This window comes from Actinoallomurus sp. NPDC052274 (genome assembly GCF_040679475.1).
Lineage (GTDB): Bacteria > Actinomycetota > Actinomycetes > Streptosporangiales > Streptosporangiaceae > Actinoallomurus > Actinoallomurus liliacearum.
Window position 1 is genome coordinate 60149 of sequence record NZ_JBFAUT010000038.1, and the last position, 25140, is coordinate 85288.

At 73.1% G+C, this 25140-nt stretch carries 28 protein-coding genes; 12 read left to right on the top strand and 16 right to left on the bottom strand.

The window, feature by feature from the left end; genetic code table 11:
• Window positions 1-4 precede the first annotated feature (4 nt).
• Complete coding sequence (locus tag AB0K82_RS28295) at window positions 5-538, top strand: GNAT family N-acetyltransferase (protein ID WP_364402618.1); 534 nt, start codon at window positions 5-7, stop codon at window positions 536-538.
• 164 nt (window positions 539-702) lie between these two features.
• Here AB0K82_RS28295 and AB0K82_RS28300 read toward each other — a convergent pair whose 3' ends face one another.
• Both AB0K82_RS28300 and AB0K82_RS28305 read right to left on the bottom strand, forming a co-directional pair.
• Window positions 703-1461 carry a glucose 1-dehydrogenase gene (locus AB0K82_RS28300; protein WP_364402619.1) on the bottom strand — a complete coding sequence of 253 codons (759 nt, stop codon included), beginning with the start codon at window positions 1459-1461 and terminating at the stop codon, window positions 703-705.
• A 14-nt stretch (window positions 1462-1475) separates the two neighbouring features.
• Window positions 1476-2774 carry an MFS transporter gene (locus tag AB0K82_RS28305; RefSeq protein ID WP_364402621.1) on the bottom strand — a complete coding sequence of 433 codons (1299 nt, stop codon included), beginning with the start codon at window positions 2772-2774 and terminating at the stop codon, window positions 1476-1478.
• Window positions 2775-2947: 173 nt separating this feature from the next.
• On the opposite strand from AB0K82_RS28305, the gene AB0K82_RS28310 reads away from it, so the two are divergent.
• Window positions 2948-4048: a beta-eliminating lyase-related protein gene (locus AB0K82_RS28310; RefSeq protein WP_364402624.1), complete on the top strand. Its 1101-nt coding sequence runs from the start codon at window positions 2948-2950 to the stop codon at window positions 4046-4048.
• 496 nt (window positions 4049-4544) lie between these two features.
• Here AB0K82_RS28310 and AB0K82_RS28315 read toward each other — a convergent pair whose 3' ends face one another.
• The 4 genes from AB0K82_RS28315 to AB0K82_RS28330 form a co-directional block, all read right to left on the bottom strand.
• Entirely contained in the window at window positions 4545-5468 is a 924-nt protein-coding gene (locus tag AB0K82_RS28315; protein ID WP_364402627.1) for a GNAT family N-acetyltransferase, read from the bottom strand.
• Window positions 5469-5585: 117 nt separating this feature from the next.
• Entirely contained in the window at window positions 5586-5906 is a 321-nt protein-coding gene (locus tag AB0K82_RS28320; RefSeq protein ID WP_364402629.1) for a DUF3817 domain-containing protein, read from the bottom strand.
• A 40-nt stretch (window positions 5907-5946) separates the two neighbouring features.
• The gene (locus AB0K82_RS28325; RefSeq protein ID WP_364402632.1) at window positions 5947-6300 is read right to left on the bottom strand and encodes a hypothetical protein; all 354 of its coding nucleotides are present in this window, start codon (window positions 6298-6300) and stop codon (window positions 5947-5949) included.
• A gap of 67 nt (window positions 6301-6367) precedes the next feature.
• A complete protein-coding gene (locus AB0K82_RS28330) occupies window positions 6368-7636 on the bottom strand; it encodes a citrate/2-methylcitrate synthase (RefSeq protein WP_364402635.1) in 1269 nt (422 codons plus the stop codon).
• 124 nt (window positions 7637-7760) lie between these two features.
• Between AB0K82_RS28330 and AB0K82_RS28335 the strand changes: the two genes are divergently transcribed.
• Window positions 7761-8297, top strand: a complete 537-nt coding sequence (locus AB0K82_RS28335; RefSeq protein WP_364402637.1) for a methylated-DNA--[protein]-cysteine S-methyltransferase — start codon at window positions 7761-7763, stop codon at window positions 8295-8297.
• A gap of 72 nt (window positions 8298-8369) precedes the next feature.
• Here the strand turns inward: AB0K82_RS28335 and AB0K82_RS28340 are convergent, their stop codons facing one another.
• Complete coding sequence (locus tag AB0K82_RS28340) at window positions 8370-9296, bottom strand: oxidoreductase (protein WP_364402640.1); 927 nt, start codon at window positions 9294-9296, stop codon at window positions 8370-8372.
• Window positions 9297-9494: 198 nt separating this feature from the next.
• Between AB0K82_RS28340 and AB0K82_RS28345 the strand changes: the two genes are divergently transcribed.
• Window positions 9495-10082 carry a hypothetical protein gene (locus AB0K82_RS28345; protein ID WP_364402642.1) on the top strand — a complete coding sequence of 196 codons (588 nt, stop codon included), beginning with the start codon at window positions 9495-9497 and terminating at the stop codon, window positions 10080-10082.
• 162 nt (window positions 10083-10244) lie between these two features.
• Here the strand turns inward: AB0K82_RS28345 and AB0K82_RS28350 are convergent, their stop codons facing one another.
• Together AB0K82_RS28350 and AB0K82_RS28355 are read right to left on the bottom strand one after the other, a co-directional pair.
• The gene (locus AB0K82_RS28350; RefSeq protein ID WP_364402645.1) at window positions 10245-10694 is read right to left on the bottom strand and encodes a TIGR00725 family protein; all 450 of its coding nucleotides are present in this window, start codon (window positions 10692-10694) and stop codon (window positions 10245-10247) included.
• Window positions 10695-10705: 11 nt separating this feature from the next.
• Window positions 10706-11191, bottom strand: coding sequence for a glutathione peroxidase (locus AB0K82_RS28355; protein WP_364402648.1), 486 nt, complete (start codon window positions 11189-11191; stop codon window positions 10706-10708).
• Between the two features lie 23 nt (window positions 11192-11214).
• On the opposite strand from AB0K82_RS28355, the gene AB0K82_RS28360 reads away from it, so the two are divergent.
• Complete coding sequence (locus AB0K82_RS28360; protein ID WP_364402649.1) at window positions 11215-12138, top strand: DUF72 domain-containing protein; 924 nt, start codon at window positions 11215-11217, stop codon at window positions 12136-12138.
• Here AB0K82_RS28360 and AB0K82_RS28365 read toward each other — a convergent pair.
• Window positions 12100-12258, bottom strand: a complete 159-nt coding sequence (locus tag AB0K82_RS28365) for a hypothetical protein (protein WP_364402651.1) — start codon at window positions 12256-12258, stop codon at window positions 12100-12102. The genes AB0K82_RS28360 and AB0K82_RS28365 overlap by 39 nt on opposite strands.
• A 190-nt stretch (window positions 12259-12448) precedes the next feature.
• Complete coding sequence (locus AB0K82_RS28370) at window positions 12449-13489, bottom strand: LCP family protein (protein WP_364402653.1); 1041 nt, start codon at window positions 13487-13489, stop codon at window positions 12449-12451.
• Window positions 13490-13614: 125 nt separating this feature from the next.
• On the opposite strand from AB0K82_RS28370, the gene AB0K82_RS28375 reads away from it, so the two are divergent.
• From AB0K82_RS28375 to AB0K82_RS28385, 3 genes are read left to right on the top strand one after another with little or no spacing between them, the layout of a single operon-like run.
• A complete protein-coding gene (locus tag AB0K82_RS28375; protein WP_364402656.1) occupies window positions 13615-14127 on the top strand; it encodes a SigE family RNA polymerase sigma factor in 513 nt (170 codons plus the stop codon).
• The gene (locus tag AB0K82_RS28380; RefSeq protein ID WP_364402657.1) at window positions 14124-15497 is read left to right on the top strand and encodes a hypothetical protein; all 1374 of its coding nucleotides are present in this window, start codon (window positions 14124-14126) and stop codon (window positions 15495-15497) included. The genes AB0K82_RS28375 and AB0K82_RS28380 overlap by 4 nt, the downstream gene beginning before the upstream one ends.
• A gap of 30 nt (window positions 15498-15527) precedes the next feature.
• Window positions 15528-15785 (top strand): hypothetical protein, encoded by a 258-nt coding sequence (locus AB0K82_RS28385; RefSeq protein WP_364402660.1) that lies wholly within the window; start codon window positions 15528-15530, stop codon window positions 15783-15785.
• A 94-nt stretch (window positions 15786-15879) separates the two neighbouring features.
• Here AB0K82_RS28385 and AB0K82_RS28390 read toward each other — a convergent pair whose 3' ends face one another.
• Both AB0K82_RS28390 and AB0K82_RS28395 read right to left on the bottom strand, forming a co-directional pair.
• Complete coding sequence (locus tag AB0K82_RS28390; RefSeq protein WP_364402663.1) at window positions 15880-19407, bottom strand: AAA family ATPase; 3528 nt, start codon at window positions 19405-19407, stop codon at window positions 15880-15882.
• Between the two features lie 122 nt (window positions 19408-19529).
• Entirely contained in the window at window positions 19530-19820 is a 291-nt protein-coding gene (locus AB0K82_RS28395; RefSeq protein WP_364402666.1) for a type II toxin-antitoxin system Phd/YefM family antitoxin, read from the bottom strand.
• A 128-nt stretch (window positions 19821-19948) separates the two neighbouring features.
• Between AB0K82_RS28395 and AB0K82_RS28400 the strand changes: the two genes are divergently transcribed.
• The gene (locus tag AB0K82_RS28400; RefSeq protein ID WP_345358589.1) at window positions 19949-20566 is read left to right on the top strand and encodes an ATP-dependent Clp protease proteolytic subunit; all 618 of its coding nucleotides are present in this window, start codon (window positions 19949-19951) and stop codon (window positions 20564-20566) included.
• The gene (locus AB0K82_RS28405) at window positions 20563-21174 is read left to right on the top strand and encodes an ATP-dependent Clp protease proteolytic subunit (RefSeq protein ID WP_364402669.1); all 612 of its coding nucleotides are present in this window, start codon (window positions 20563-20565) and stop codon (window positions 21172-21174) included. Before AB0K82_RS28400 ends, AB0K82_RS28405 begins: the two co-directional genes overlap by 4 nt.
• Before the next feature lie 337 nt (window positions 21175-21511).
• Here AB0K82_RS28405 and AB0K82_RS28410 read toward each other — a convergent pair whose 3' ends face one another.
• Entirely contained in the window at window positions 21512-22141 is a 630-nt protein-coding gene (locus tag AB0K82_RS28410; protein WP_364402672.1) for a class I SAM-dependent methyltransferase, read from the bottom strand.
• A 19-nt stretch (window positions 22142-22160) separates the two neighbouring features.
• Window positions 22161-23201, bottom strand: a complete 1041-nt coding sequence (locus tag AB0K82_RS28415; RefSeq protein ID WP_364402675.1) for an NAD(P)/FAD-dependent oxidoreductase — start codon at window positions 23199-23201, stop codon at window positions 22161-22163.
• 56 nt (window positions 23202-23257) lie between these two features.
• Between AB0K82_RS28415 and AB0K82_RS28420 the strand changes: the two genes are divergently transcribed.
• Window positions 23258-23851, top strand: coding sequence for an XRE family transcriptional regulator (locus AB0K82_RS28420; protein WP_364402678.1), 594 nt, complete (start codon window positions 23258-23260; stop codon window positions 23849-23851).
• Here the strand turns inward: AB0K82_RS28420 and AB0K82_RS28425 are convergent.
• On the bottom strand, window positions 23848-24735 hold the full coding sequence (locus tag AB0K82_RS28425) for an NAD(P)H-binding protein (protein WP_364402681.1): 888 nt from the start codon (window positions 24733-24735) through the stop codon (window positions 23848-23850). The genes AB0K82_RS28420 and AB0K82_RS28425 overlap by 4 nt on opposite strands.
• A gap of 159 nt (window positions 24736-24894) precedes the next feature.
• On the opposite strand from AB0K82_RS28425, the gene AB0K82_RS28430 reads away from it, so the two are divergent.
• Window positions 24895-25140 (top strand): LysR family transcriptional regulator (locus AB0K82_RS28430; RefSeq protein ID WP_364402684.1); only part of this gene is annotated, 246 nt, incomplete at its 3' end.

Below are 25140 nucleotides of genomic sequence, written 5' to 3' on the forward strand. Positions count from 1 at the left end.
GGCCATGATGCCTTCTGCTTATGACGCGACGCTCCGGCCGGTCGTGCGGCCGCTGAGCCCCGAGGACCTCCCCTGGATGCGCGAGCTGTTCACCGAGCGGTGGGGAGGGGTGGTCTCGGTCAGCCGGGGCGTCGCGCACGACACGACCGCGCTGCCCGGCTTCGTCGCCCACCTCGATGGCGTGCGGGCCGGGGTCGTCACGTACCGCCCCGACGGACGGGAGTGCGAGCTCGTCACCCTGGACTCCGTACGGCAGGGGACGGGCGTGGGCACCGCGCTGGTCGACGCCGTGGCCGCGGCGGCTCGCGCCGCGGACGCCGTACGGCTGTGGCTCGTCACGACCAATGACAACCTGCGGGCGCTGCGCTTCTACCAGCGGTACGGCTTCGACCTCGCCGTCCTGCACCGCGACGCCGTGGCCCGGTCGCGAGCGCTGAAGCCGTCGATCCCGGCGACCGGCCTGGACGGCATCCCGATCCGTCATGAGCTGGAGCTCGAACTCGACCCGCGCCGGCCCGGACCCGCGGCGGCGGGGTGAGCCGAGCGCGCGACCCGTACGGCACGGCGGTCGCGGTCGCGGTCGCGCGCGGGCGGGCGGGTGACGGCCTCGCCCCACCGACCGGCGCGTGCCCCGCCGTAGCGGGATCCACGCGCCGGTCGGATCGGAGGTCTCCGGGGCGGAGACGCGAGGAAGAATTCCGGTCAGGCGCTGGCCCCGCCGTCGAGGACGAGGTCGTGGCCGACCGTGAAGGCCGCGTCGGGCGAGGCCAGGTAGAGGACCGCGGCGGCGGCCTCGGCTAGGGTGCCGACCCGGCCGATCGGCGACTCGTCCTTCAGCCGTTCGGCGCGGTCGGCCTCGGTCTCGCCGGGCCGCAGGGACATCGGGGTCTCGATCGGGCCGGGGCTGATCGCGTTGATACGGACGCCGTCGCCGATGTACTCCTTCGCCGCCGCGCGGGTCAGCGTGCTCACCGCGGCCTTCGAGGCCGCGTACGCGCCGAGGAACGGCAGGCGCCGGTGGGCGCCCACGTTGGACGCGGTGTTGACGATCACGCCACCGCCGTTGGCGCGCATGTGGGCGATCTCGTGTTTCATGCAGAGGAAGACGCCGGTCAGGTTGACGGCGAGCTGACGGTCCCAGGCGGCCTCGTCCAGGTCCGCGAGCGGCCCGGCCTCGACGACGCCCGCGTTGTTGAACGCGATGTGCAGGCCGCCATGGCGTGCCACGGCGGTCCGGACGAGCCGGGCCACGTCCTCGGAGGAGGACACGTCGGTCGGCACCGCGTCCGCCCGGCCGCCTTCGTCCTCGATCAGTGCCACGGTCCGGTCGAGCGCCTCGGCGTTCCGCCCGGCGACCACGACGGTGGCGCCTTCGCGGGCGAACGCCAGCGCGGTCGCCCGGCCGATGCCGGAACCGCCGCCGGTGACGAGGGCCACCTTGCGGGTGAAACGTGCGGACATTCTTTCTCCTTCTCTCATCGGGTACGGCGCGGCAGTGCCGCGCACACGGCAATGGCCGCCAGTGCGGCCGCGGCGACGCGCAGGGCGAACGCGTAGCCGCTCGAGGCGTCCGGGGAGTGGGCGGCGGCGACGGGGATCAGCACGGCCAGGCCGAGGGGCGGGCCGATCTCCATCGCCGTGTTGACCAGGCCGCCGGCCAGTCCGGTCCGGTCGTCCCCCACCCCGTGCAGCGCGGTCAGCAGAGCGGCGGAGAAGGTCATGCCGGCGCCGAGGGGGAAGACGAGGAGCCCGGCGTACGGCGCGTCGAGGAGGCTGAGCAGGCCGAGCCCGGTCGCCGCGACGGCCGGTCCGGCCGCCAGGACGCGCCGCTCCCCCAGCCGGGCGATGAGCCGTCCGGTGAGCGGGCCGGCGGCGAGGAGGGCCGGGGTGGACAGCAGGAAGACCGCCGACGTCCGCAGTGGGGACAGGCCGCGTACCTGCTGAAGGTGAAGGGACAGCATGAAGAACGCCGCGGCCATCGCCGCGGCGCAGAGCGTGACGGCCGCCAGGGGCAGCAGGCGCCGGGCCACGAACGGCAGGGGCGTCAGCGGGGCCGCGGCACGCCGCTCGGCCAGGCCGAACAGGAGGATCAGCAGGACACCGCCGAAGGCAACCCGGCCGGAGCGCTGCAGGCCGTAGATCAGCGCGGCGAGGCCCGTCGTCGCGAGTACCGCTCCGGACCAGTCGATCCGGTTCCCGCAGGCCGGCCGGTCGGCGGGGAACAGTCCCGGTGCCGCGGCGACGGCGACGGCCGCGACGACCACCGGCGCCAGGAGGGCCCAGCGCCACGACACCCAGGTGATCACCACTCCGGACAGCACGGTGCCCGCGGTCGCCCCGGCGCTGCTCAGCACGCCCCAGACCGCCATCGCCCGGCCCCGTCGACGCGGGTCGGGGAACAGCGCGCCCGCCAGCGCCATCGCCGCCGGCGCCGTCAGCGCGGCGCCGGCCCCCTGGGCGAACCGGGCGGCCACCATGCTCCCCGCGTCCGGGGCCAGGCCGGCCGCCGCCGAGCCGAGGCCGAAGACGGCCGCGCCGACGACGAAGATCCTCCTCCGCCCGACGGAGTCCGCCAGCTGCCCGCCCGGCAGCAGCAGTCCGCCGAACGCCACGCCGTACGCGGACGTGACCAGCACCGTTCCGGCGTCGTCCAGGTGGAGGTTCCGCCGCATGGCCGGCAGCGCCACCGTGATCACCGTGATCGCGGCGATGAGCGTGAGCTGGACGGCCCCGAGCACGGCGAAGGCGGTCCTCGAGCTATTTGGATCGATCATTCCGCTCTTGAGTGCCGCGTCATCGAGAGCGCGAGTTTCGATTGCGGCCGGTAGATCGCCATTCCCGATCTCCTGCACGGCCGAAACCCTAGCCATATCTAGATCGAACGGTCAAATATCGACGGACGCGCATCGACTGGTGGCCCGTCGGAGGGCTGTGCGACGATTCGCCGATGCCCGAGAACACGCGCCACCGCCGCCAGGCCGCGATGCGCGGCTGCGACCGGATCCTGTCCGGAGCCCGGCCGGCGACGATGCGGGAGCGGCTCGCCGAGATGCAGGCGGCCGAGGACCTGGACGCCCTGCCCGACCTCTACGACGGCGGGCCGGTGACGGCGCTGGAGGAGCGCGTCGCCGGGCTCCTGGGCACGGAGGCCGCGGTGTTCTTCCCGACCGGCACGATGGCCCAGCAGATCGCGCTGCGCTACGGCGCCGACCGGACGGGGAATCCGACGGTCGCGCTGCATCCCCTCGGCCATCAGGAACTGCACGAACGGTACGCCTACTCCTGGGTGAGCGGCCTGCGCGCCCTCCGGCCGACCACCGCGCCGCGCAATCCGACGGCCGAGGAGATCGGCGCGCTCGCCGAGCCGGTCTCCACCGTCGTCGTCGAACTGCCGCTCCGCGACGCCGGCTTCGTGCTGCCGACCTGGGAGGAGCTGACCGCCGTGGCGGCGGCCACCGCCGGCATCGGCGCGCGCCTGCACCTGGACGGGGCCCGGATCTGGGAGTCGGCGCCGTACCTCGGGCACTCGTTCGCGGAGATCGCGGGCCTCGCCGACAGCACGTACGTCTCCTTCTACAAGACGCTGGACGGGATCAGCGGCGCGGCACTCGCGGGGAGCCGGGAGCTCGCCTCGTACGCGCGGGTGTGGCGGCACCGCCACGGCGGTCAGCTGTTCCAGCAGTGGCCCGCCGCACTCGCCGCGATGGCCGGTCTCGACCGCGAACTGCCGCGGGTCCCGGCGTACGTACGGCACGCGCGGACGGTCGCCGCCGCCCTGGCCGAGTTGCCCGGCGCTCGGGTGTTCCCCGAGCCGCCGCACACGCACCAGTTCCGGCTGTGGCTGCCGTACCCGGCCCGGGCACTGGAGGACGCGGCGTTCGCGCTCGCCGAGGAGGAGAAGGTCTGGTTCGCCAGTGGGTGGCGGGACACGGAGGTCCCGGGCGTGGCGATGACCGAGATCACCGTCGCCGCCCCCGGCCTGGAGTGGACGGCGGCGGACGTCGCCGAGGCCGGCGCGCGCCTCATCGACCGGGCCGCCGGCGCCTGACCCGGATCACCGGCGACCGAGCGTGGTCGGCGGGCCGGTGACGTGATCTTTGCACGGTGGGTCCGGTCGCAGATTTCTCGCTTGACCTGTGTTTACGCCCGCATGGTCAATGGGTACTCACAGTAACGAGATCGCAACGGCATGTGATGGGAATCACGGGGGACACTCCGGGCCCCGCCCATCGTCTGCGATTCGAGGAGGGCCGGCATGACCGTACGACACCGGCGGGTGATTTCCCCCCACTCGTTCCGGGCGAGAGCGTGCGGCACCCGGCCCTCCAGGTCCTCCGGCGCCGGTGCGGTACGCCCCCACGGCATCGGCGCCACACCGGCCGGGCCGGCGGTGTTCCCGAGTCTCACCGTCGGCCCGGCGCCCCGATCCGCCGGCACGGCACGCGCGAAAGGAGTCTGGATGACCTGACGCCTGAAACCCTCTCGACTCGAACGGTCCCACTGGCCCGCGGCGGACCATACGACGCCGCGGGCCAGTGCCCTGTTCAGAGCTTCAGGCGCCAGGTCTGCTCCTTGAGCCGCGGCCCGAACTCATCCGACGGCTCCTCCTCGACCAGTTCGAACCCGGCGCGCTCGTAGAGGCGGCGGGCCTCCCCGAGAATGTCGTGGGTCCAGAGCACGAGCTCCTCGTACCCCGAGCGGCGGGCGAACCTGACACACTCCTCCACGAGCCGGCCGCCCACGCCCCGGCCGCGCGCGAACGGCTCCACCAGGAGGAGGCGCAGGCGCGCGACGCGCTCGCTCTCCCGTACGCAGAAGACCGCCCCGGCGGGCCGGCCGTCGATCTCCGCGATCCACGCGTCGTCGCCCGGCCCGTGCCCCTCGGCGTAGTCGGCGACGACGCGGGCGACGAGCGTCTCGAAGGCCGCGTTGTATCCGTACTCGGCCGCATACAGCGCTCCGTGCCGCTGGACGACCCAGCCGAGGTCGCCGGGGCCGAGCGGGCGCAGCAGGTAGGTGTCGGGCCGGGGGCTCTCGCTCAGCAGCCCCTCGATGGCGGCCATGGCGCCGAGCAGCCGGCGCTGCCCGTCCTCGGCGAGGCCGACCAGGATACGCTCGATCTGGGCCGCCGACCGGGAGTCCAGCTCCTGGAACACCTCGCGGCCGCGATCGGTGAGCCGGGCGAGCTGCCGCCGGGCGTCGTCCTCGGCGCGGCCGCGGACGATCAGCCCGTCGGCCTCGAAGCGGGCCAGTATCCGGCTCAGGTAGCCGGCGTCCAGGTCGAGGGACCGGCGCAGGTCGGCGACCTCGCGGGCCTCACCACGGGCCAGTTCGAAGATGACCCTGGCCTCGGTGAGCGAGTACGAGGTCTCGACCAGCCCCTCGTTCAGCACGCCGATGACCGAGGTGTAGAAGCGGTTGAAAGCACGGACGGCGTCGATCCGGTCCGGCGGCACGGCACTCTTCATTGACCACCTCAAGCATTAAAATTGACGCAGTCAAAGATAACGACGCGAAGCCGTACGGTCCAGAGGTGATCGTGGATCAGGATCGCGCCGACGCTCGGCGCCGGCGCGGTCCGCGGATCAGACCGTGGCGTCGGCGCTCGGGGCGGGGGCGGTCCGCTCGCGCAGCTCGGCGATCACGCGCCGCTCGACGTAGAAGGTCAGGAACGGGATGATCCCCGCCAGCACGACCAGCACCATCTTCCCCAGCGGCCAGCGGACCCGGCGGTACAGGTCGAAGGCGGTCAGGAGGTACAGCGGGTAGCAGATCATGCCGTGCGGGATGCCCACGGCGGTGGACAACACGCCGTTGTGCGCGAACAGCTTCAGCGGCACCGCGACGAAGCACAGCACGATCAGCAGCACGCCCGTCACGTACGCCATGACGCGATAGCGGGTCACCGCTCCTTGCAAGGGTCGTCCCTCCGTGAGGCCCGCGCCGTCAGGGGCGCGCCGCCTCGTCGTTCAGTCGGGCGAGGCGGCGGTTGTAGGCCGCCAGCTCCTCGTCGTCCTCGTCGTCGATGTCAGCGATCACGGGCGACGGCGCGGCTCCCGGCGGGGTCACCGGCCCGGGGTCGGCGTTCGTCTCGCCGCGCAGCTCGTCCCGCACCATCCGGACCCACATGGCGACCACGAAGATCGCGAACATCGGCCACTCGATGACGTACGCCCAGCTTTGCAGATTGCCGCCCTGGGCGCGCTCCAGCTGCCACCAGCCGGCCAGCATGAAGATGCCGATCAGCACGATGGCGATCGAGTGCAGCCCGAGCCAGCCGGGCCTGAAGAACCGTCGCACGTCTTGAGCGTACCCGCCCCCACGGCGGGTCCCGGCCCGGGTCCGCCTCAGGCGGCGACGGCCCTGCTCACCGGCCGTGCGGCGGACCCGTGTAGATGGCGCGCGGGCGCAGCGGCGTGCCCCGGGCGTACTCCTCCAGCGCGTGCGCGAGCCAGCCGGCCGTACGGGCGACGGCGAAGATCGCCTCCCCCGCTCCCCGGCCCATGCCCGTCACCGCGCCGAGCGTCGCGAGCGCGAAGTCGATGTTCACGCCGGGCAGTCCGCGGCTCCGCGCCTCGGCCAGGACCGCCTCGGCGACGGCGAGCCGCTCGTGGCCCGGCGCGGCTGCGCGCACGAGGTCGAGCAGGCAGCCGGCGCGGCCGTCCCGGGCCTGGTAGACGACACCGCCGAAGCCGGGGACCCGCTCGCCCCGGCGCAGGCGTTCGCCGATCACGCGGGCCGCGCGGCCGGGCGCCCCGATCTCGGCCAGCAGCGCCTCCGCGCCGAGCGAGGCGCCGCCGTGCAGGCCGCCCCCGGCCGCGCCGAGCCCGGCGGTCACGACGGCGTACGGATCGGCGCGGACCGAGGCGGCGACCCGGGCGGCGAGCGTGGAGGCGGCCAGTTCGTGGTCGGCCAGCAGGACGAGCGCGGCGTTGAGCGCCCGGATCGCCGGAGGCCGGGGCTCCTCCGAGGTGAGACGCGGCCACAGCCGGGCCGCGATCTCCGCCGGACGGTGCTCCGGGGACGTCTGCGGCGTTCGGGCGGCGACCGCCTCCGGCGGCTCTCCGCCGGAGGCGAGCGCGGGCAGGGCGTCGACCATGCCGGCGATGAGCTGCCGGCCGACGGCGATGACGGCGGGCGGGTCGAGGACGAGACGGAGCGGGTCGGCCGCCGCGAGGGCGGCGGCGATCACCTGGAGCCGGTCCAGGGGCAGTGTCTCCTCCGGGAGCCCCGACTGCGCCGCCCGCGCCACCGCGACCGCCTCCGGCCGCGACCGCCACCGCGGGCCGTCCGGCGCGGCGTCCGCGCCGGACCACAGCCACTCCGCGACGGCCTCGAAGGCGTGGGAGGAGGCCAGGCCGAGGGCGTCGCGTCCCCGGTAGTACGGACGGTCGTCGCCGAGCGCGGTGATCCGTGACTCGATCACCAGCTCGCTCGCGCCGGGCGGCCGTCGCGGCCGTCCTCGGCGGGCCAGCTCCTCGATCTCGGCCGGGTCGAACAGGCTGCGCCGCCCGTCCGGCGCGCGCCGCCGCCGCAGCACGCCCCGGCTGACATAGGCGTACAGCGTCGCCGGCTTCACGCCCAGGCGCTCGGCCGCCCGGGCCGCGTCGATCCACTCATCCGCCGTCTCCGTCACGACGTCACCGTAGTTGATCGGCCGTCAACATTGATCGACCCGCCGGGCCGGCCGGTGTCTCGGCGGAGACGCGATGTCGGATTCTCGCGAGCGTCCGGTGCCCATCGGTTGATAGGAAAGGAGGATGGACGTCGCGATCGGAGCACTGGAGACGCCGCTGGGCCGGCTGGCCTTCGCCTGCACGGCGGAAGGCCTGTGCGGGCTGTCCTTCCGGGACACGCCCCGCGCCCGCGCGCTGCTGCGTGCCGGGCTGCCCCTCATCGACGACCCGGCGCGGACGGACCCCGTGCGGGAGCAGCTGAGCGCCTACTTCGCGGACGGGCTGCGCGCGTTCGACCTGCCGATCGACTGGCGCCACACGTCCGGCGCCCAGCGCGAGGTGCTGGAGAAGCTGTACGCCGGCGTCCCCTACGGCGAGACCGTCACGTACGGAGGGCTGGCGGACCTCAGCGGCACCGGCGTGCCCGCGCGGGCCATCGGATCGATCATGGGCTCCAACCCGATCCCGATCGTCGTGCCGTGCCACCGGGTCGTGGCCTCCGACGGCCTCGGCGGCTACAGCGGCGGCTCCGGCGTCGAGGTGAAGCGCTGGCTGCTCACCATGGAGGGCGCGATCCCCGCCACTCTCGACTGGGACCCCTCCGCCGGGCCGCTCTCCTGAGCCGGCTCCCCGTCACGCCGACTCTCCTGGACCCGCCGCCCGGCACGCCGGTTCTCCTGAGCCCGCCGCCCGTCACGCCGGTCGCGGCAGCGCGTCATAGGTGACGCCGGTGCGCTTGACCGAGACCTCCCACAGGCGGCGGCCGAGCCCGGGGTCCGCGGCGCCGCGCAGGGTCGGCACCCGGCGCGGGGCGCCTCGGCTCTGTCCCGGACCGCGCGGCCCGTAGCACTGCCCGCCGCGCACATCCGAGGCGGTCGCCGCGTACAGCGTGGGCTGCGCGCCGGCGGCGTCGGACTGGGCGAAGAGCCTGGTGCCCAGGCCTTGGACGACCTCGCCGATCCGGCTGCCGGCCATCCGCGGCCCGGCCTGCTGCAGATTCGTCGCGGCATAGCCCGGATGGGCCGCGACGCTGACCAGCCTGCCGCCGGCCCGGCGGTCGAGCTCCTTGGCGAAGACGAGGTTGGCGAGCTTGGACCCGCAGTAGGCCGTCCACTTCCCGTAGCGGCGCTCGCCGTCGAGGTCGTCGAAGTCGATGCGTCCGAGCCAGTGCATCATGCTCGTGACGGTGACGACGCGCGCGCCGGGGCGGTCGAGCAGGGCGGGCAGCAGCAGGCCGGTCAGCGCGAAGTGCCCCAGATGGTTCGTGCCGAACTGCAGCTCGAACCCGTCGACGGTGGTCCGGCGCGGGAGGGCCATCACGCCCGCGTTGTTGATCAGCAGGTCGAGGCCGTACGCCCCCTGCTCCTCGGCGAAGGCGCGGACGGACGCGAGATCGGCCAGGTCGAGGGAACCGAGCGCGACGTCGCACCCGGGAACGGCCGCCCGGACGCGGTCGAGCGCCGCCCGGCCCCGGCCGGCGCTCCGGCAGGCGAGGACCACGGTCGCTCCGTGCCGCGCCAGCTCCAGCGTGGTCCGCAGGCCGAGCCCACTGTTCGCGCCCGTCACGACGGCACGTGTCCCGGTGAGGTCCGGGATGTCATCGGTGGTCCACTTGGCCATGTCCGCACCTCCACTGGCCGCCCATACTAGAACGCGCTTCGGTTTCCTTGAACGGCAACGCGGCGCCAAGCTCGTCCGGCGAGCCGGGCCCCTCCGGGGCCGCCGCCGTCCGTTCCGGGACGCTCGGCCCGCTGTCCGTTCCGGGACGCGCGGCCCGGCGTCCGTTTGACGGCGGCCTGCCGGGTCGATAATTGGATCATGCCGTCGCAGGTCATCGTCCCGCACCGGCCCGGCCCGCTCATCGACCCGCCGGTGGCGGCGGACGGCCCCGGCCCGGCCGAAGACCAGGAGACGGGGATGGGGATCCCCGAGGTGGTGCTCGCGGCGAGCGGTGCCGTCCTGTTCGTCGCCGTCCTCGCGGTCGGCCTCCCCGCCTGGCTGAGCGTCGTGGCCGTCGCCGGTCTCGCGCTCGGACTCGCGCTGCCCGCCCAGGCGGCGACGCTGCGCGCGGTGCGCCGACGCCGGCTCCGGCGACACGCGAAGGCCCTCCAGCGCGGCATTCCCCTGGACGTGTCCCATTCCTCGGTGCGCCGGCTCGTCACCGCGTACGACCGGCTGCGGCGCACCGCGGGGCCCGGCATGGCGACGGACGCCGGCCATCTCGCGCTCGTCGAGGTCGCCATGCTGCTGGGCGGCCGCGCGCCGCGCGAGGAGGAGGTCGACTACGTTCTGCGCCGCGCCGAGGCGGTGTCCGCGCTGGCCGACCGGCTCGCGCACGGGCCCGTCCCGCCGATCGAGCTCGCCGGTCCGGACTCGGTCGCCCGCATCGAGGCGCTGCTGTCCTGATACGCCAAAGCCTCCCGCCGGACGGGAAGGCGCCGCCGTCCTGCTCCGAGCCTCCCGGTCGCTCGCCCGACGGGGGGCGTTGCTGTTCCTGCTTCGAAGCCTCCCGGTCGCTCGCCCGACGGCGAGGCATGCCGCCCCGAGATCCCGGAGCCCTCCCGCCGCTCAGCCGACGGCGAGGCGTACGGCCTCCTCGGGGCCGGCGGCCCGCCTGATGCCCGGCAGTGGCTCGCCGCGCTCGTCCAGGACCTGCCAGCCGCCCAGTTGCACGACCGGGACGTCGCCCCGGCGCATGGCCAGGGCCAGCTCGGAGAGGGTCCCCCAGGAACCGCCGACGACGATGACCGCGTCGGCGGAGGCCACGAGCACGGCGTTGCGCGCCTCGCCCAGCCCGGTGGCGATCGCGGCGCTCAGCCCCGCCGCGGCGCCCTCCCGGTCGGGCCGGGACAGGACGCCGACCACCAGGCCGCCGGCGGAGCGGGCGCCCTCCGTCACCGCCGCCATGACGCCGGTGTACCCGCCGCACAGCACGACGGCGCCGCGCTCGGCCAGCAGCCTGCCGACCTCATGCGCGGCGTCGCGCTCGGCGGCGGTGCAGTCACGGGGACCGCACACCGCGACCTGGATCAGGACAGGGAGCTCTCGATCGCTCCGACGACCTCGTCGGTGTCCGGCTCCATGCGCGGGTCGAACCGCGCCACGACCGTGCCGTCCGGGCCGATGAGGAACTTCTCGAAGTTCCACCGGATGTCGCCGGTGTACCCGCTGGCGTCCGGGACGGTGACGAGCTCGGCGTACAGCGGGTGCCGGTGCTCGCCGTTCACGTCGACCTTCTCGGTGAGCGGGAAGTCGACGCCGTACGTCGTCGAGCAGAACTCGGCGATCTCCTCCGGGCTTCCGGGCTCCTGACCGGCGAACTGGTTGCAGGGCACGCCCAGCACGGTGAAACCGCGGTCGGCGTAGGTCTGCTGCAGTCGCTGAAGTCCCTCGTACTGCGGGGTCAGGCCGCATTTGGAGGCGACGTTGACGATCAGCACGCTCTTCCCGCGGTACTGGCCGAGGTCCGCTGAGCCGCCTTCCAGGCGGTCGATGTCCACATCATAGATCGACACGACCCGGATTCTAGTCTGGGTCCATGGGCGAGATCCTGGTGGGCACGGCGTCGTGGACGGACAAGACCCTCCTGGCGAGCGGCTGGTACCCGCCGGACGTGAAGACGGCCGAGGATCGCCTGAAGTACTACGCCTCCCGGTTTCCGCTGGTCGAGGTCGACTCCACGTACTACTCGCCCCCGGCCGAGCGTACGGTCGGCTACTGGCGGGACCGTACACGGTGCGACTTCACGTTCAACGTCAAGGCGTTCTCGCTGCTCACCCAGCATCCGACCCGCCCGGACGCGCTCTACAAGGAGCTGCGGGAACGGGTGCCGGACAAGAAGTCGCTGTACCTGCGGGACGTTCCCGGCGACGTGGTGGAGGAGGTCTGGCAGCGGTTCCTCGACGCGCTGTGGCCGTTGCAGGAGGCCGGCCGGCTCGGCGCGCTGCTGTTCCAGTTCCCCCAGTGGTTCCCGATCGGCCGGGCGAACAAGGAGTACATCCTGCAGGTGAAGCGCAGATGCGAGCCGATGCGCGTCTGCGTGGAGTTCCGCAACCGGACGTGGATGAGCGAGGACAACCGGGAGGAGACCCTCGACTTCCTGCGCCGGTACGACGTGCCGTACGTCAGCGTGGACATGCCGCAGGGACATCCGAGCTCGATCCCGCCGGTGCTGGCCGCGACGTCCGACCTGGCCGTCGTCCGCTTCCACGGCCACTCGGACAAGTGGACCAGCAAGAACATCTACGAGCGCTTCGGCTACCTGTACTCGGAGCGGGAGCTGAAGGAGTGGGTGCCGAAGGTGCGGCGCCTGGCCGAGGACGCCGACACGACGCACGTCCTGCTCAATAATTGCTACCGCGACCACGCACAGCGCAACGCGGCCCAGTTGGCCGCGCTGCTCGTAGCGTCCTCGGGACAGGGCTCAGCGGTTAGGCAGGTCGCTGACGAAGGTGGACAGTGAGTTGGCCGCGCCGCTGATGCCGCCCAGCGCTCCGTGCACGACGTTCGCCGCACTGTGCGGCCGGCTGATGAGGTAGAACGCCAGGAACGCCAGGCCCCCCCACTTGAAGACTTTCTTCATCGCAAGTCACTCCTCGTATCGAGTGAGATACAAGGAGTAACTTCCCAGCTATGGCGTCGGGCAGCAGCGGTTGCCCGCAAAGCGGTGTCCTCAAACGGCAAAAGTTTCCGGCGAGGACCCGACCCGCTCGGCGCCGAGCCTCCTCGGCGCCGCCCGACCGGTCGGTCCGCTGCCCGGCCGGGACGGGAGGCTAGCGGGTGCCGAAGCTCCTCGGCACCGGCTGGTCCTCGCGCAGGTCGCGGAACAGCGTGCCGGCCCGTGCGGTGTCCCAGGTGATGTACTCCCCGACGCCGGCCGCGGAGCCGGTGCCGCCGATCGGGACCGTCGTGGTCAGGCCGTCGCCCTGGGTGACCCCGCGCATCGCCCAGGCGAAGCCCGCCAGGTCGTAGAGGTGGTCGTCCTGGTCGACCGCGAAGTTGTCGGTGGAGCGCAGCGCGAACGGGATGATCCGGAAGGGGTTCAGGAGCACGCTCGGGCTGGTCGCCTTGTGCACCAGCGCGGCGAGGAACTTGCGCTGGTTCTCGACCCGCTCCAGGTCGGCGCGGGCGAACGCGCGGCTGCGGACGAATCCGAGCGCCTGGCCGCCCTTGAGCGTCTGGCAGCCCGGCTTGAGGTCGATTCCGGCCTTGGGGTCCTTCATCCGCTCGGGAATGCACATCTTCACCCCGCCGACCGCGTCGGTCATGCCGACGAACCCGGCGAAGCCGATCTCGGCGTAGTGGTCGATGTGGATCTTGGTCGCCTGCTCGACCGTGCGGACGAGGAGTTTCGGCCCGCCGAAGGCGAAGGCGGCGTTGAGCTTGTTCGAGCCGTGGCCGGGGATCGGGACGTACGAGTCGCGGGGCAGGCTCACCAGCGTCGTACCGTGGTCGCCGATGTGCAGCAGCATCATCGTGTCCGTCCGGCGGCCCGCCGCCTTGCCGGTCGAGAACTCCTTGCGCTGCGCCGACGACAGTCCCTCACGGCTGTCGGAGCCGACGATGAGCCAGTTGGTGCCCGGCGTGTCCCCCGGGCGTCCGGCGTAGTCCTCGAAGACGTCGATGCGGTGCAGCCGCGAGTCGAGGTAGAAGTAGGAGCCCACGAGCAGCAGCAGGAGGACGAGGAAGGCGATCAGCAGGCGACGCCCCCAGCGAGGCCGCCGTCGCGGCCGCACGCCGTCTCGGTCATGCGATCCCGGGGCGTCGGCGTACGGTGACGCGCCGACCCCTCCGTACTCGGGCCGATTACTCATGGTGGCCACGTTAGAGGGCTGAATCGGGTGCTCGCGTCACCTTCCCGGATGATTCGCCCGCTGCGGATCATCATTCTTCCGAGTGCGGTTCAACCTTTCCGCGTCCGCATGCTGTCGGAGGTGGTGTGAACGCGGAAGCCGAAGAGCAGTTCCGGGAGTTCGTCACCGCACGATGGCACGCCCTCCTGCGGACGGCCTACCTGCTGACGGGCGACCACGGACAGGCCGAGGACCTGGTGCAGACGGCGCTGGTCCGGACGCATCGCCACTGGACGCGGATCCGGCGATCCGACGCCCCCGAGGTGTACGTGCGGCGGGTCCTGGTCAACCTCAACCACAGCCGATGGCACCGGAAGAGGGTCACCGAGCAGGTGACCGACGTCCTGCCGGAGCCGGCCACCGCCGACGCGCTCGCCGCCTATGACGTACGGGACGAACTGTGGTCGGCGGTCCTGACTCTGCCGCCCCGGATGCGCTCCGTTCTCGTGCTGCGCTACTTCGAGGACCTGCCGGAGGCGGAGGTCGCCCGGCTCCTGGGCTGCTCCCTGGGCACGGTGAAGAGCCAGACCTCGCGCGGCCTGGACCGGTTGCGCGTCGCGTTGGAACGCGAACCCGAGACCGCGCGGAGGAACCGATGAGCATGAACCTGGAAGACGAACTGCGGGCGACGTTCGCCGCCCGCGCCGAGAGCGTCCCCACCGGCCCCGACCCCTATCCGGCCACCGCGCGCCGCGTCGTCCGCGCCCGCCGGCGCCGCCGGGCCGTGGCGGCGGGAGCGCTGGCGGTGAGCGCCGTCCTGCTGGTCGGCGCGCCCGCCGGGATCCGACAGCTCGCCGATCGTCCCGGTCCGGCCTCGGGACGGCACGCCGACGCGCTGAGCTGGCCGCTGCGCGGCTCGCTCGCCGGTGACAAGGCGTTCCTGGGGACGCTCAGCGAGGAGGCTCTGCGCCGTCAGCACTGGGGCGACATGGTGCACATCCTCTACGCACAGGACGACGGACGGCACCGCGTCGCCGTGGTCGTCACCGTACGGGGACGGTCGGCGCGGGGCTCCGTGTGGCATGGCCCCTCGGGTGCCGAGCCGCGCGCCATGAAGGACGACAGCCTCTTCGCGGACGACAGTGTGCCCCTGGATCCCGAGCCGATGGTCTGGTACGCCGGTGGCACGGGCCCGCTCTTGGTCCTCGGCCCGCCGGCGATGACGGACGTCAAGGTCTCACCGGCCATCGCCCAACGCGAGGACGGTACCGCGTACCGCGTCGTGCGCACGGTCCACGCGGACCGCGGTGCCGTGCTGACCGACGTTCCCGGGGTGCGCCCGTGGCAGCTCGCGGTCGAATTCCGCATCGGCGGCCGGTACGGCCCCGCGCAGCAGGTGCCCTACACGACGGACTCGCAGAACTCCTCCGCCTACTGGCCCGCGGTCGGCAGGGCCGCCGCCAAGGCGACCGGTCACGTCGACGCGGAGCAGGCCCGCGGACTCCTGGACGGGACGGCCGGCTACTTCGGGCTGGTCGGCGAGCGGCTCACCTACCGGTTCTGGTGGGGCGATCGGCTGCCCGGCGGCGTCGACGCCCTCGTCGCGACAGTGAAGGTCCCGTCCGGACCCGAGATCCGCGTCGTCCAGGACACCTACACCGAGAAGGACGGCAGCACCAGCCAGGATCGGTACGCGGTGCGGATGCGCGCCGACGCCGACGCCCGGCGCCCGATCGGCTGGGTCACGACCGCCGCCCAGAACTTCCCCGAGGAGGAGGAGCACGCGACGGGAGCGGTGTACGTCCCGGATGGCGCGGGAGTCCGCGTGGAGTTGTGGAACCACGGGACGATGGTGACGGCGGCTCGGACCGGCGCGACCGGCCTCGCGGTCTTCCAGACCCGCCTCCCGGCGGCCGAGCTGGGCGGCTGCGAGTACCGCGTCCTCGACCGCAAGGGCAAGATCGTCGCCAAGGCCCGGCTCGGCCTGCCGGACCTGGAGACCGTCCTCGGCTGGAACCTCAAATGGTGACGCGGCGCCGGGGCGTGGTCGAATAGGAACATGGCGGAAGAGCTGGAGACGCTGTCGACCAAGGAACTGCACGACCGGGCCATCGAGCGCGCGGTGCGCCATCTCGACGTCGGGTTCCTGTGGCGGCTGCTGAAGGCGATCCCCGCGGCCGAGGCCGCCGCGGGTCACCCGGACCAGGCCGAGGCGGACGTCTCCCACCTGTCCGCGATCCTCAACGAGTTCGTGCACGCGGGCGACGGCGACGTCGCCGAGGCCCTGCGTCCCCTTTACGTCGAGTACCTCAGCTAGACCGAGGACTGCCCGAATCCTCCTGACCCGCGGGCCGGCGCGTCAGCGGTACCGCGCCGGCCTCCGGGTCACCGGCCCCGGGTGACGGGTCCGGTCACAGGTACTGGCCGAGCCGTTCGTCGCGGTCGATGGGCGCGTCGGTCTCCGGCAGGTCCTCCTGGCGCAGCAGCCGGATCTCCTCCCGGTCCGGCGCCTCCTGCCCGGTGATGCGCTGCGCCTGCAGGGCGACGGCACGGTCCAGGAGGTTGCGCATGAGCCGGGCGTTGCCGAACGACTCGCCGCGGGCGGCCGAGCGCAGCCGGGAGCGTACGGCGTCGAGCACGCCCTCGGCCACGCCGAAGCCCGCGTCCGCCGCCATCACCTCGAAGATCGCGACGAGTTCGTCGTCGGTGTAGTCCGGGAACCGCAGGACGGTCGGGAACCGCGACGCGAGACCGGGGTTGAACTCCAGGAACCGCAGCATCGGCCCTTCGTAGCCCGCCACGATGACGACGAGGTCGGCGCGGTGCTCCTCCATCAGCTTGAGCAGCTCGGCGATCGCCTCGTGCCCGTAGTCGCGTCCGGAGTCGGCGGGCGTCAGGGCGTACGCCTCGTCAATGAACAGCACGCCGCCCAGCGCCCGCTCCACCGCCGCGCGCACCTTCGGGGCCGTCTGCCCGACGTACTCCCCGACGAGGTCGGCGCGGGACACCTCGACCAGGTGCCCGGACGACAGCAGCCCCAGCTTGGCGTAGACGGCGGCCAGCAGCCGCGCCATCGTGGTCTTGGCCGTTCCCGGATTGCCGGTGAACACCATGTGCCGCGTGGGCGAGGCGATCGGGATGCCGGCGTCACGGCGGAGCTGCTCGGCCTTGGCCTCGGCGACGAGCAGGCGGACCTCCTGCTTGACCGCGTCCAGCCCGATCAGCCGCTCGATCTCCGCGAGGGGGTCGCCGGGCAGGTCGATGTGGCCGCCGGCGGCCAGCGTGCCGGGGATGTCCTCGGCGAAGATCTCGTCGAGGGACTCGTCGTCGGTGAGCACGCCGTCGTCGAGGACCCGGCGGGACTGCATGGCCACGGCGCGGTCGAGCAGATTGATCATCAGGCGGGCGTTCCCGGCGGCCCGGTCGCGCGCCCCCGCGCGTACGAGGTCGCGGACCTTGTCGAGCACGCCCTCCCGAAGCGCGAAGCCCGCGTCGGCGGCCTTGGCCTGGAAGATCTCGATGAGCTCGTCCTCGGTGAGGTCGGGGAACCGCAACTGCTTGGGGAAGAAGGCCGCCAGCTCCGAGTCGCTCTTGAGCAGGCCGTTCATCGCGCCTTCGGGCCCGCACAGGACGACGATCAGGTCCTCCGGGTGGGACTGCACGGCCGCCAGCAGGACGTCGATCGCCTCCCGGTTGCGCGGCGAGTCGCCCGGCATCAGGTTGTGCGCGTCGTTGATGGCCAGCACGCCGCCGTGCGCGCGCTCGACCGCCCGGCGCACGCGCGGCCCGCTCTCGCTGACGTACTCGCCGACGAGGTCGGAGCGGTCCACCTCGACCAGGTGGCCGGAGGACAGGACGCCCAGGTCGGCGTAGATGCGGCCGAGGATCCGCGCGACCTTGGACTTGCCCGTGCCGGAGTTGCCGGTGAAGACCAGGTGCCGCGGCCGCGCGGCGACCGGCATGCCCGCCTCGCGGCGCATCCGGGCGGCCTCGGCCTCGGCGACGAGCAGGCGGACCTCGTTCTTCACCGACTTCAGGCCCACGCAGGCGTCCAGCTCGGCCATCGGGTCGGCGTCGGCGGCGCCGCCGGGGATGACCCGCTGCGGCAGATCCGCGACCGCGACCTCCGTCTCGCCGCGGGCGGCGGCCGCCGCCACGCACTGCTCGGCGAGGTACTCCACGAGGCGCGCGCCCCGCAGGTTCAGCAGCGGCGGGGTGCGGGACAGCAGCACCCCGGCGGTGACCGCGGCCTCCCGGGCGGCGGTCAGGCCGCGCCGGGCGACGGCCCGCCGGAACAGCTCCGCGTAGTCGTCCTCGGCGAACTCCCGCGTGCGGGCGACCCGGAAGTGCTGGTGCAGGGCCGGGTTGGCGTCGAAGATCCGCTCATCGCCGCCCGTCCGGCACGCCGCGACGACGTGCAGTTTCTGGTGGCGTTCGAGGACGCGGCGCAGCTCCTCGGCGAACGCGCCACCGCAGTGCTCGAGGGCGAGGATGCGGTCGAGGCCCTCGATGACGAGGACTCGTCCTTCGAGGCACTCGCGCACGCGGGCCAGCAGGTACAGGATCGTGTCGCTGACGTGCAGGTTGGCGAACACCTGGTCGGAGACCCAGACGGCCTCGCGGGCGTCCCCGCGTTCGGCCAGGGTCTGCTCGACGAGCCGGACGGCCGTGCCCTTGCCCGTCGCGTCCGGTCCGCTCAGCAGGAGGCGCACCGGCTGCGGGGACGAGCCGGCGCGCAGGACCTCGGCGAGCGTCGTCACGAGCTCGGGCTGGCCGACGAGGTCGGCACCGGTCTCCTCGGCCGCGGTCGCGGTCCGCGCCTCCTCGGCGGGCGGTACACCGGCGAACGCCGCGGTCAGCGGGTTGACGACCGTACGGGCGCGGAAGAGGCGGCGCAGGTCCATCTGGAAGCCGCGGACCGGCAGCCGGCCCTTCGGGCTCACGGCGCTGTCGGGCAGGCCCTGGACGCAGCCGGTGATCCGCAGGCCCATGTCCAGCCAGGCCCGGCAGGCGTCGGCCTCGCCCGCGACGAGGCCGCGGGCCAGCCAGGACCGCACCTCCGCCTGCCACGGGTCGGCGCGGAAACCCTCCCGGAGGTGCTGGAAACGCTCCTGGACGCTTTCGTACCGCTCGACGCCGACGGCGAACGCGAGGTCCGCCGGCACGGCCTGCGCGTCGGCCTGCAGCAGCAGCCGGGCCAGCCCGGTCACCAGCGGGTCGCCGCCCGGGACCGCCGCGAGCAGGCGCTCGTGCGCGGCGATCCAGCCGGCGCACGCCCAGGTGAGATATCCGGTCGGGCCGGCCAGCTCCGGCAGCGCGGACAGGGTCTCGTCCGGCAGGTCCGACGCCCAGACCCGCTCGAGGTCGCCGTGCGGCGTGGTCAGGTCGCGGGCCCGCAGCTCCGGGTCCTCCGCGTGCCGGTCGAAGATCGCGAGGAGGGCCTTGCGGCGCTCCTCCAGCGGCGTGATCCCGGCGAACACGTCGAGGGACTCGCGGCCCAGGGCGAACATCGTCTCCCGGAGCTCGGCGTCGTCCCCGGCGTTCTCCACCAGCCACAGGCCGGGCGGCCGCAGCCGGCCGCCCTGGCTGAACCAGGCGACCGAGTCGCGGACGGGCGGCTCGGGCTTGGCCAGGAACTGGGTGAGCAGCTCGTAGTCGATGTCGCCGCGCGAGCCCGCCCGAATCGCCGCCGCCCCGAGCAGGAAGGTGAGCAGCGACCACAGCTCCGCGCCCGCCGCGGAGGTGCCGGTCGCGTAGAAGTCGCTGAGCCCGCCGGTCAGCGCCCGGGCGCGCTCGTCGGCGTCGAACTCGCGAGCGCGCTCGCGGACCTCGTCGTACAGGCCGTCGGGGACACGCCAGGGCCCGTACGCGTACACGTCCAGGACGGGTTCTTCGGTCAGCAGCAGTTCGAGGTGTTCCGGTAGGCGTGGGGGGCTCACGACGTAGACCTTACGACCCACCGGACGACCGACGCAGCCTTCTGAAGATCCGCCGGACCGGCGCCGGCCGCGTCAGCGCCGCCGGCCGGAACGACCGACCGGCACGGGACGCGCCGGCCGCGTCAGCGCTTCCAGCCGGAGCGGCGCGCGTCGCGGTGCTCCGCCGCGATGCGGAGCGGGCCTGCGGGGCGTGGCGGCTGCTCGGGCTCGGGTTCCGCCTCGGCGGGCAGCGGCAGGGTGAAGCCGATCTCCGCGGGCCGCCGCTCGAGCGCCTCGAGATCCTCCACCGGGACGAGTGCCGCGAGCGGCTTGCCGTGCCGGGTCAGGACGATCCGCTCGCCGGTGTAGCCGACACGGTTGACGAGCTCCGCGAGGTCGGCCCGGGCCTGCGTCACTGGGACCTCTCGTGTCATGCAGAGATTCTAGCATTCTGTACGTTCTTGCTATTCTGTACAGAACTCGAGCCGGTGCGCGGCAGGAGCGCGCCGGCGCGTGGACACCCGCCACGCGCGGCGGCGCGCGTGGCAGCGAAGGAGCGCTGATGGACTTCCCGACCCTCGAACCGCGCGCCCGGGTCACCGAGATCCCGCCGGACGTGCACTCCCAGCAGCTCTTCCAGCGGCTGCTCGACCAGCGGATCGTCTTCATCGGCTCGGAGATCGACGACGACCTGGCCAACCGGGTGTGCTCGCAACTGCTGCTCCTCGCCGCCCAGGACGGGGAGCGCGACATCAAGATCTTCATCAACTCGCCGGGCGGGTCGATGGACGCGATGTTCGCCATGTTCGACGTGATGCGGTACCTGCCGAACGACGTCTCGACGGTCGCCCTCGGCATGGCCGCCTCGGCCGGACAGTTCCTGCTCACGGCGGGCACGCGCGGCAAGCGCTACGCGCTGCGCAACACGCGGATCATGATGCACCAACCGTCCGGCGGCATCCGGGGCACCGCCTCCGACATTCGCATCCAGGCGGAACAGAGCGTGCACATGAAGCACCGGTTCCTGCAGCTCATCGCCGAGCACACCGGCCGGCCGTACGAGCAGATCGAGCACGACGCCGACCGCGACCGCTACTTCACGGCCGAGGAGGCCCGCGAGTACGGCCTCATCGACCACGTCGTCACCAGCGCCCTCGAGGCCGGAGGCGTCGCCCCATGAGGGACCCCGTCGCCAGGTACATCCTGCCGTCCTATGTCGAGCGCACCTCGTACGGGGTGAAGGAGAGCAACCCGTACAACAAGCTGTTCGAGGAGCGCATCGTCTTCGTCGGCGCGCCCATCGACGACACGCTCGCCAACGACGTCATCGCGCAGCTCATCGCCCTGGAGGGGATGGACCCGGACCGGGTCATCAGCCTGTACATCAACTCCCCCGGCGGCTCCCTCACCGCGATGACGGCGATCTACGACACGATGCAGTTCGTCAAGCCGCAGATCGAGACGACCTGCATCGGCCAGGCCGCCTCGGCCGCCGCCGTGCTCCTCGCGGCGGGCGCGACCGGCAAGCGCGCCGCGCTGCCGCACTCGCGCATCGTGATCCACCAGCCGAGCACCGAGGGCGGCTACGGCCAGACGAGCGACATGGAGATCCAGGCCCAGGAGATCATCCGGCTGCGCGAGCAGCTCGAGACCATCCTGGCCCGGCACTCCGGCCGGCCGATCGAGCAGGTCCGCGCCGACATCGAACGGGACCGTTACCTCACGGCCGAGGAGGCCCGCGAGTACGGCCTGATCGACGAGATCATCACCAGCCGCAAGCCGGGTTAGTGAATCACCGCCGAGGATTTCCGTCGTCGGGGCGACGGAAATCCTCGGCGTAAGGGCCTCAGCTCGGGAGCGCCCGCTCCCCTGGTCGTGGAAGAGGCCGCGCGCCGGGACGGCTCCGGAAGGGGGCGCGGTGGAGCCGGTCGTCGTCATGCGCCGACCTTCCCGGCGATGCGACGAGCGGCCCGATATGTCCTCTACGCCCGTACGTCCACCGGCGAAGCGCTCCTCACCGCCGCGAAGTGACAGGTGCCCTGGCCGTACCCGCGCCACGCCCCGCACCGCCCGGCACGCCGCGCCGTTCGGCCTGACCGTCATCCGGCCCTGACCCCGCTCACCGTCACGGACGCCTGCGGGCGCGCAGGACGGTGTCGTGGATCGTGACCTCGTTGCCGTCGTGGTCGGTTGCCGGCCGGGGCCTGGCGTCGGCGGCGACGACGTCCCAGCGGCCGGGGTCGAGGACGGCCACGACGTCCTCGGCCGTGAAGAACAGCTCCGGGATGGGCGGCCGCTGGATCGTGGTCTGCAGATCCAGCGGGTGGTGACCGACGATGAGCAGCGTGCCGCCCGGCGCGACGGACGCCGCCATCCGGCGGAAGAACGCCTCGCGGGACGCGGCGAGGTGCACGTAGTGGGTGGAGACCAGGTCGAACCGCCCCTCGGGGGGCGCCCACTCGGTCAGGTCGGCCTGCGTCCAGTCGATCCGGCCGGCGGCGTCGGCGTCGAGGGACTCGGCGTGCTCGCGCGCGCGGCGGAGCGCGGCGGTGGCGAAGTCCACCGCCGTGACCCGCCAGCCGCGGGAGGCGAGCCAGACGGCGTCGGCGCCCTCACCGCAGCCCGCGTCCAGGGCCGTGCCGGGCGCGAGGTCCTCAGCCTCCGCCACGAGCTGCGGATTGGGCCGCCCGCTCCAGACATGGGTGTGGCCGGCGTACCGCTCTTCCCAGAAGTCCTTGCCGAACTCTTCGGACACGATGGTTCCCTTTCGTCGTTCAGATGCCGTGGCGGCGGTCGCCCATCGCCTGTTCGCAGAGGCGGGCTTCGGAGTCGGCCGAGAAGGGGTCCCGGTGGGCGGCGACCGCCCGACGGGTCTCCTCGGCGATGAGGTCGGCATTGATCTGGGCCGCCGCCGTGGTACCCGCCGCGGCGGCGGCGCCGACCTGGGCGGCCGGATCGGTGACGTTTCCGGCGGCCCACACCCCGGGCGCCTCGGTACGGCCGGTCGCGTCGGTGGGGAGGTACTGGCCGATCCCCACCGGGTGTTCCGCCGGCCGCAGCCCGAGTCCGGCCAGGAAGCCCGCGCGGACCACGATCCGGGACGCCACCGCGAGCGCCTCGCGCCCGACGACCGTGCCGTCGCGCAGCCGTACGCCCACGAGGCGATCCCCGTCGGTCTCCACCGAGGCGACCTCGCCCTGGACGATTTCGATGCCGCGGGCGGTGAGCCGCTCCGCGTCCTCCTCGCCCGGGGGCGTGGTGTGGGAGAAATACATGACATCGTCGCTCAGCTGCCGGAACAGCAACGCCTGGTGCACCGACATCGGACCGGTGGCCAGCACGCCGATGGCCTGGTCGCGCACCTCCCAACCGTGGCAGTACGGGCAGTGCACCACGTCCCGGCCCCAGCGTTCGCGCAGCCCCGGGATGTCCGGCAGCTCGTCGACCGCGCCGGCGGCGACCAGCAGCCGGCGAGCCCGGACCGCCCGGCCGTCGGTCAGCGCCACCGCGAACCCGTCCTCCTCACGCGCCACGGAGCCGACCTCGCCGGGCACCACCTGGCCGCCGTAGCCGCGCACCTCCGCCCGTCCGCGCTCCAGCAGCTCGGCGGGCGGGGTCCCGTCGCGGGTCAGGAACGCGTGCACGCCTTCGGCCGGGGCGTTGCGCGGAGCACCCGCGTCGACCACCAGCACCGACCGCCGCGACCGGGCCAGCGTCAGCGCCCCGCTCAGCCCCGCGGCGCCACCGCCGACCACCACCACGTCATAGCCGTCTCTCAGCAGATCGGTCACTTCGACCACCTCCACGGAGAGCATGCGGAGGCCACGGCCGTTCTCGCAAGCCGTGTTGCCGGTCTGGCAAAATGGAGGGCATGGACGACGATCTCGACCAGGCGCTCGGCGCGGTCGGCCCGCGGCTGCGCGCGCTGCGACGGCAGCGCGAGACCACGCTCGCCGAGCTGTCCGCGGCGACCGGCATCTCGGTGAGCACCCTGTCCCGGCTGGAGTCCGGCGCTCGCCGGCCGACCCTGGAGCTCCTGCTCCCGCTGGCGAAGGCCCACGGCGTGACGCTCGACGAGCTCGTCGACGCCCCGCCCACCGGGGACCCGCGCATCCACCTGCGCCCGATCGAGCGCGACGGCATGACACTGCTGCCGCTGACCCGCCGGGCCGGCGGCATCCAGGCGTACAAGACCATCATCCCGGCCGGCAGCCGCCGCCGGGAGCCCGAACTGCGGACCCACGAGGGCTACGACTGGGTGTACGTCCTCAACGGGCGGCTCCGGGTCGTCCTCGGCGAGCAGGACCTGGTGCTCTCGCCCGGCGAGGCGGCCGAGTTCGACACCCGTGTGCCGCACTGGTTCGGCGCCGCCGACGCCGAGCCGGTGGAGTTCCTCAGCCTGTTCGGCCGGCAGGGCGAGCGCGCCCACCTCCGCGCCCGCCCCAAGACCAGAGACACGCCCTAAGAGCCGTTCTGCTCGACGGCGGGCTTCAGCACCTCCTCGCACCACTGGCGGAAGCCGGTCGGGGTGGTGGACCGCGAGGTGCGCGGCCGCGCGTTGTACAGGCCCCGGTCGATCGCGGCGGTCATGTCGGCCAGCCCCTGGGCCCACGGCTCGCTGAGCCCGTTCCGCACCAGAGTGGCCTTGTACGCCGCACCGGAGACCTGCTGGAAGCGGATGGGCCGCCCCAGGACCTCCGACATGATCCGCGCCATGTCGTTCGGCGACAGGTCCTCGGGCCCGAGGACCGGGACGCCCTCCTGCCCGCTCCAGGAGTCGTCGAGCAGCAGTTCGGCCGCGACGGCCGCGACGTCGCGGGTGGCGCACGTCGGGTTCTTGTGATCCCCGGACAGCGCCAGGTAGAAGGCGCCCTGGCTCCTGATCGCCCCGACCTGCTGGAGCATGTTCTCCATGAAGCCCGGCATCTGCAGGGCCCGGTAGCCCACGCCGGTGCTCTCGATCAGCTCGTCCATGGCGAGCGCCGCGGAGATCTGCCCGGCGTTCTCGGCCACGCCGCGGCCCAGGGTCGACACGCCGACGACGCGCCGGACGCCCTGCTTCTCGATGGCCTCGCAGAACGGCCGGGTGAAGCCCAGCAGGTGACCTTCGACGCTGTCGGCCCGAGGGTCGGGAGGTACGAGCCAGAACACGGCGTCGGCCCCGTCCAGCGCCTCGGTGAGGACGTCGAGGCGGTCGTGCGATCCCGGGACGACCTCGGCCCGTTCGCGCACCCGCGGTGAGAGCCGGGACGGATCGCGCGCGATCACGCGGATCGGCTCCCCGCCGTCCAGGACGTTGTCGACGACCTGCCGGCCGATCTGGCCGGTGGGCGTGGTGATGACGATCATTGAACCTCCAGGAGGAATGGCGATGACACGGCCCCACGGGCGTTCGCATCCGGGCCCGCCGCACTCGGTGACGGGGGGCGCCGGACGGCACTGAGCAGTCAATCCGGCGGGGGCGTGAACCTGAAGGATCGATCCGGTCCCCGTTGATACTCTGCGGGTATGAATGACCTGGAGTCGCGAGAGCTCCGGTACTTCGTCGCGGTCGCGGAAGAGCTGCACTTCGGCCGCGCGGCCGGGCGGCTGGGCATGGCCCAGCCCCCGCTCTCCCGGGCGATCCGCGACCTCGAGCGCCGGCTGGGCGTGCGGCTGTTCGAGCGGACCACGCGACAGGTGACGCTCACGGCGGCCGGCGGCGAGGGCGGGCAACAACGGAAACGTGTGACTCACCGCTACATCCCACCGCAA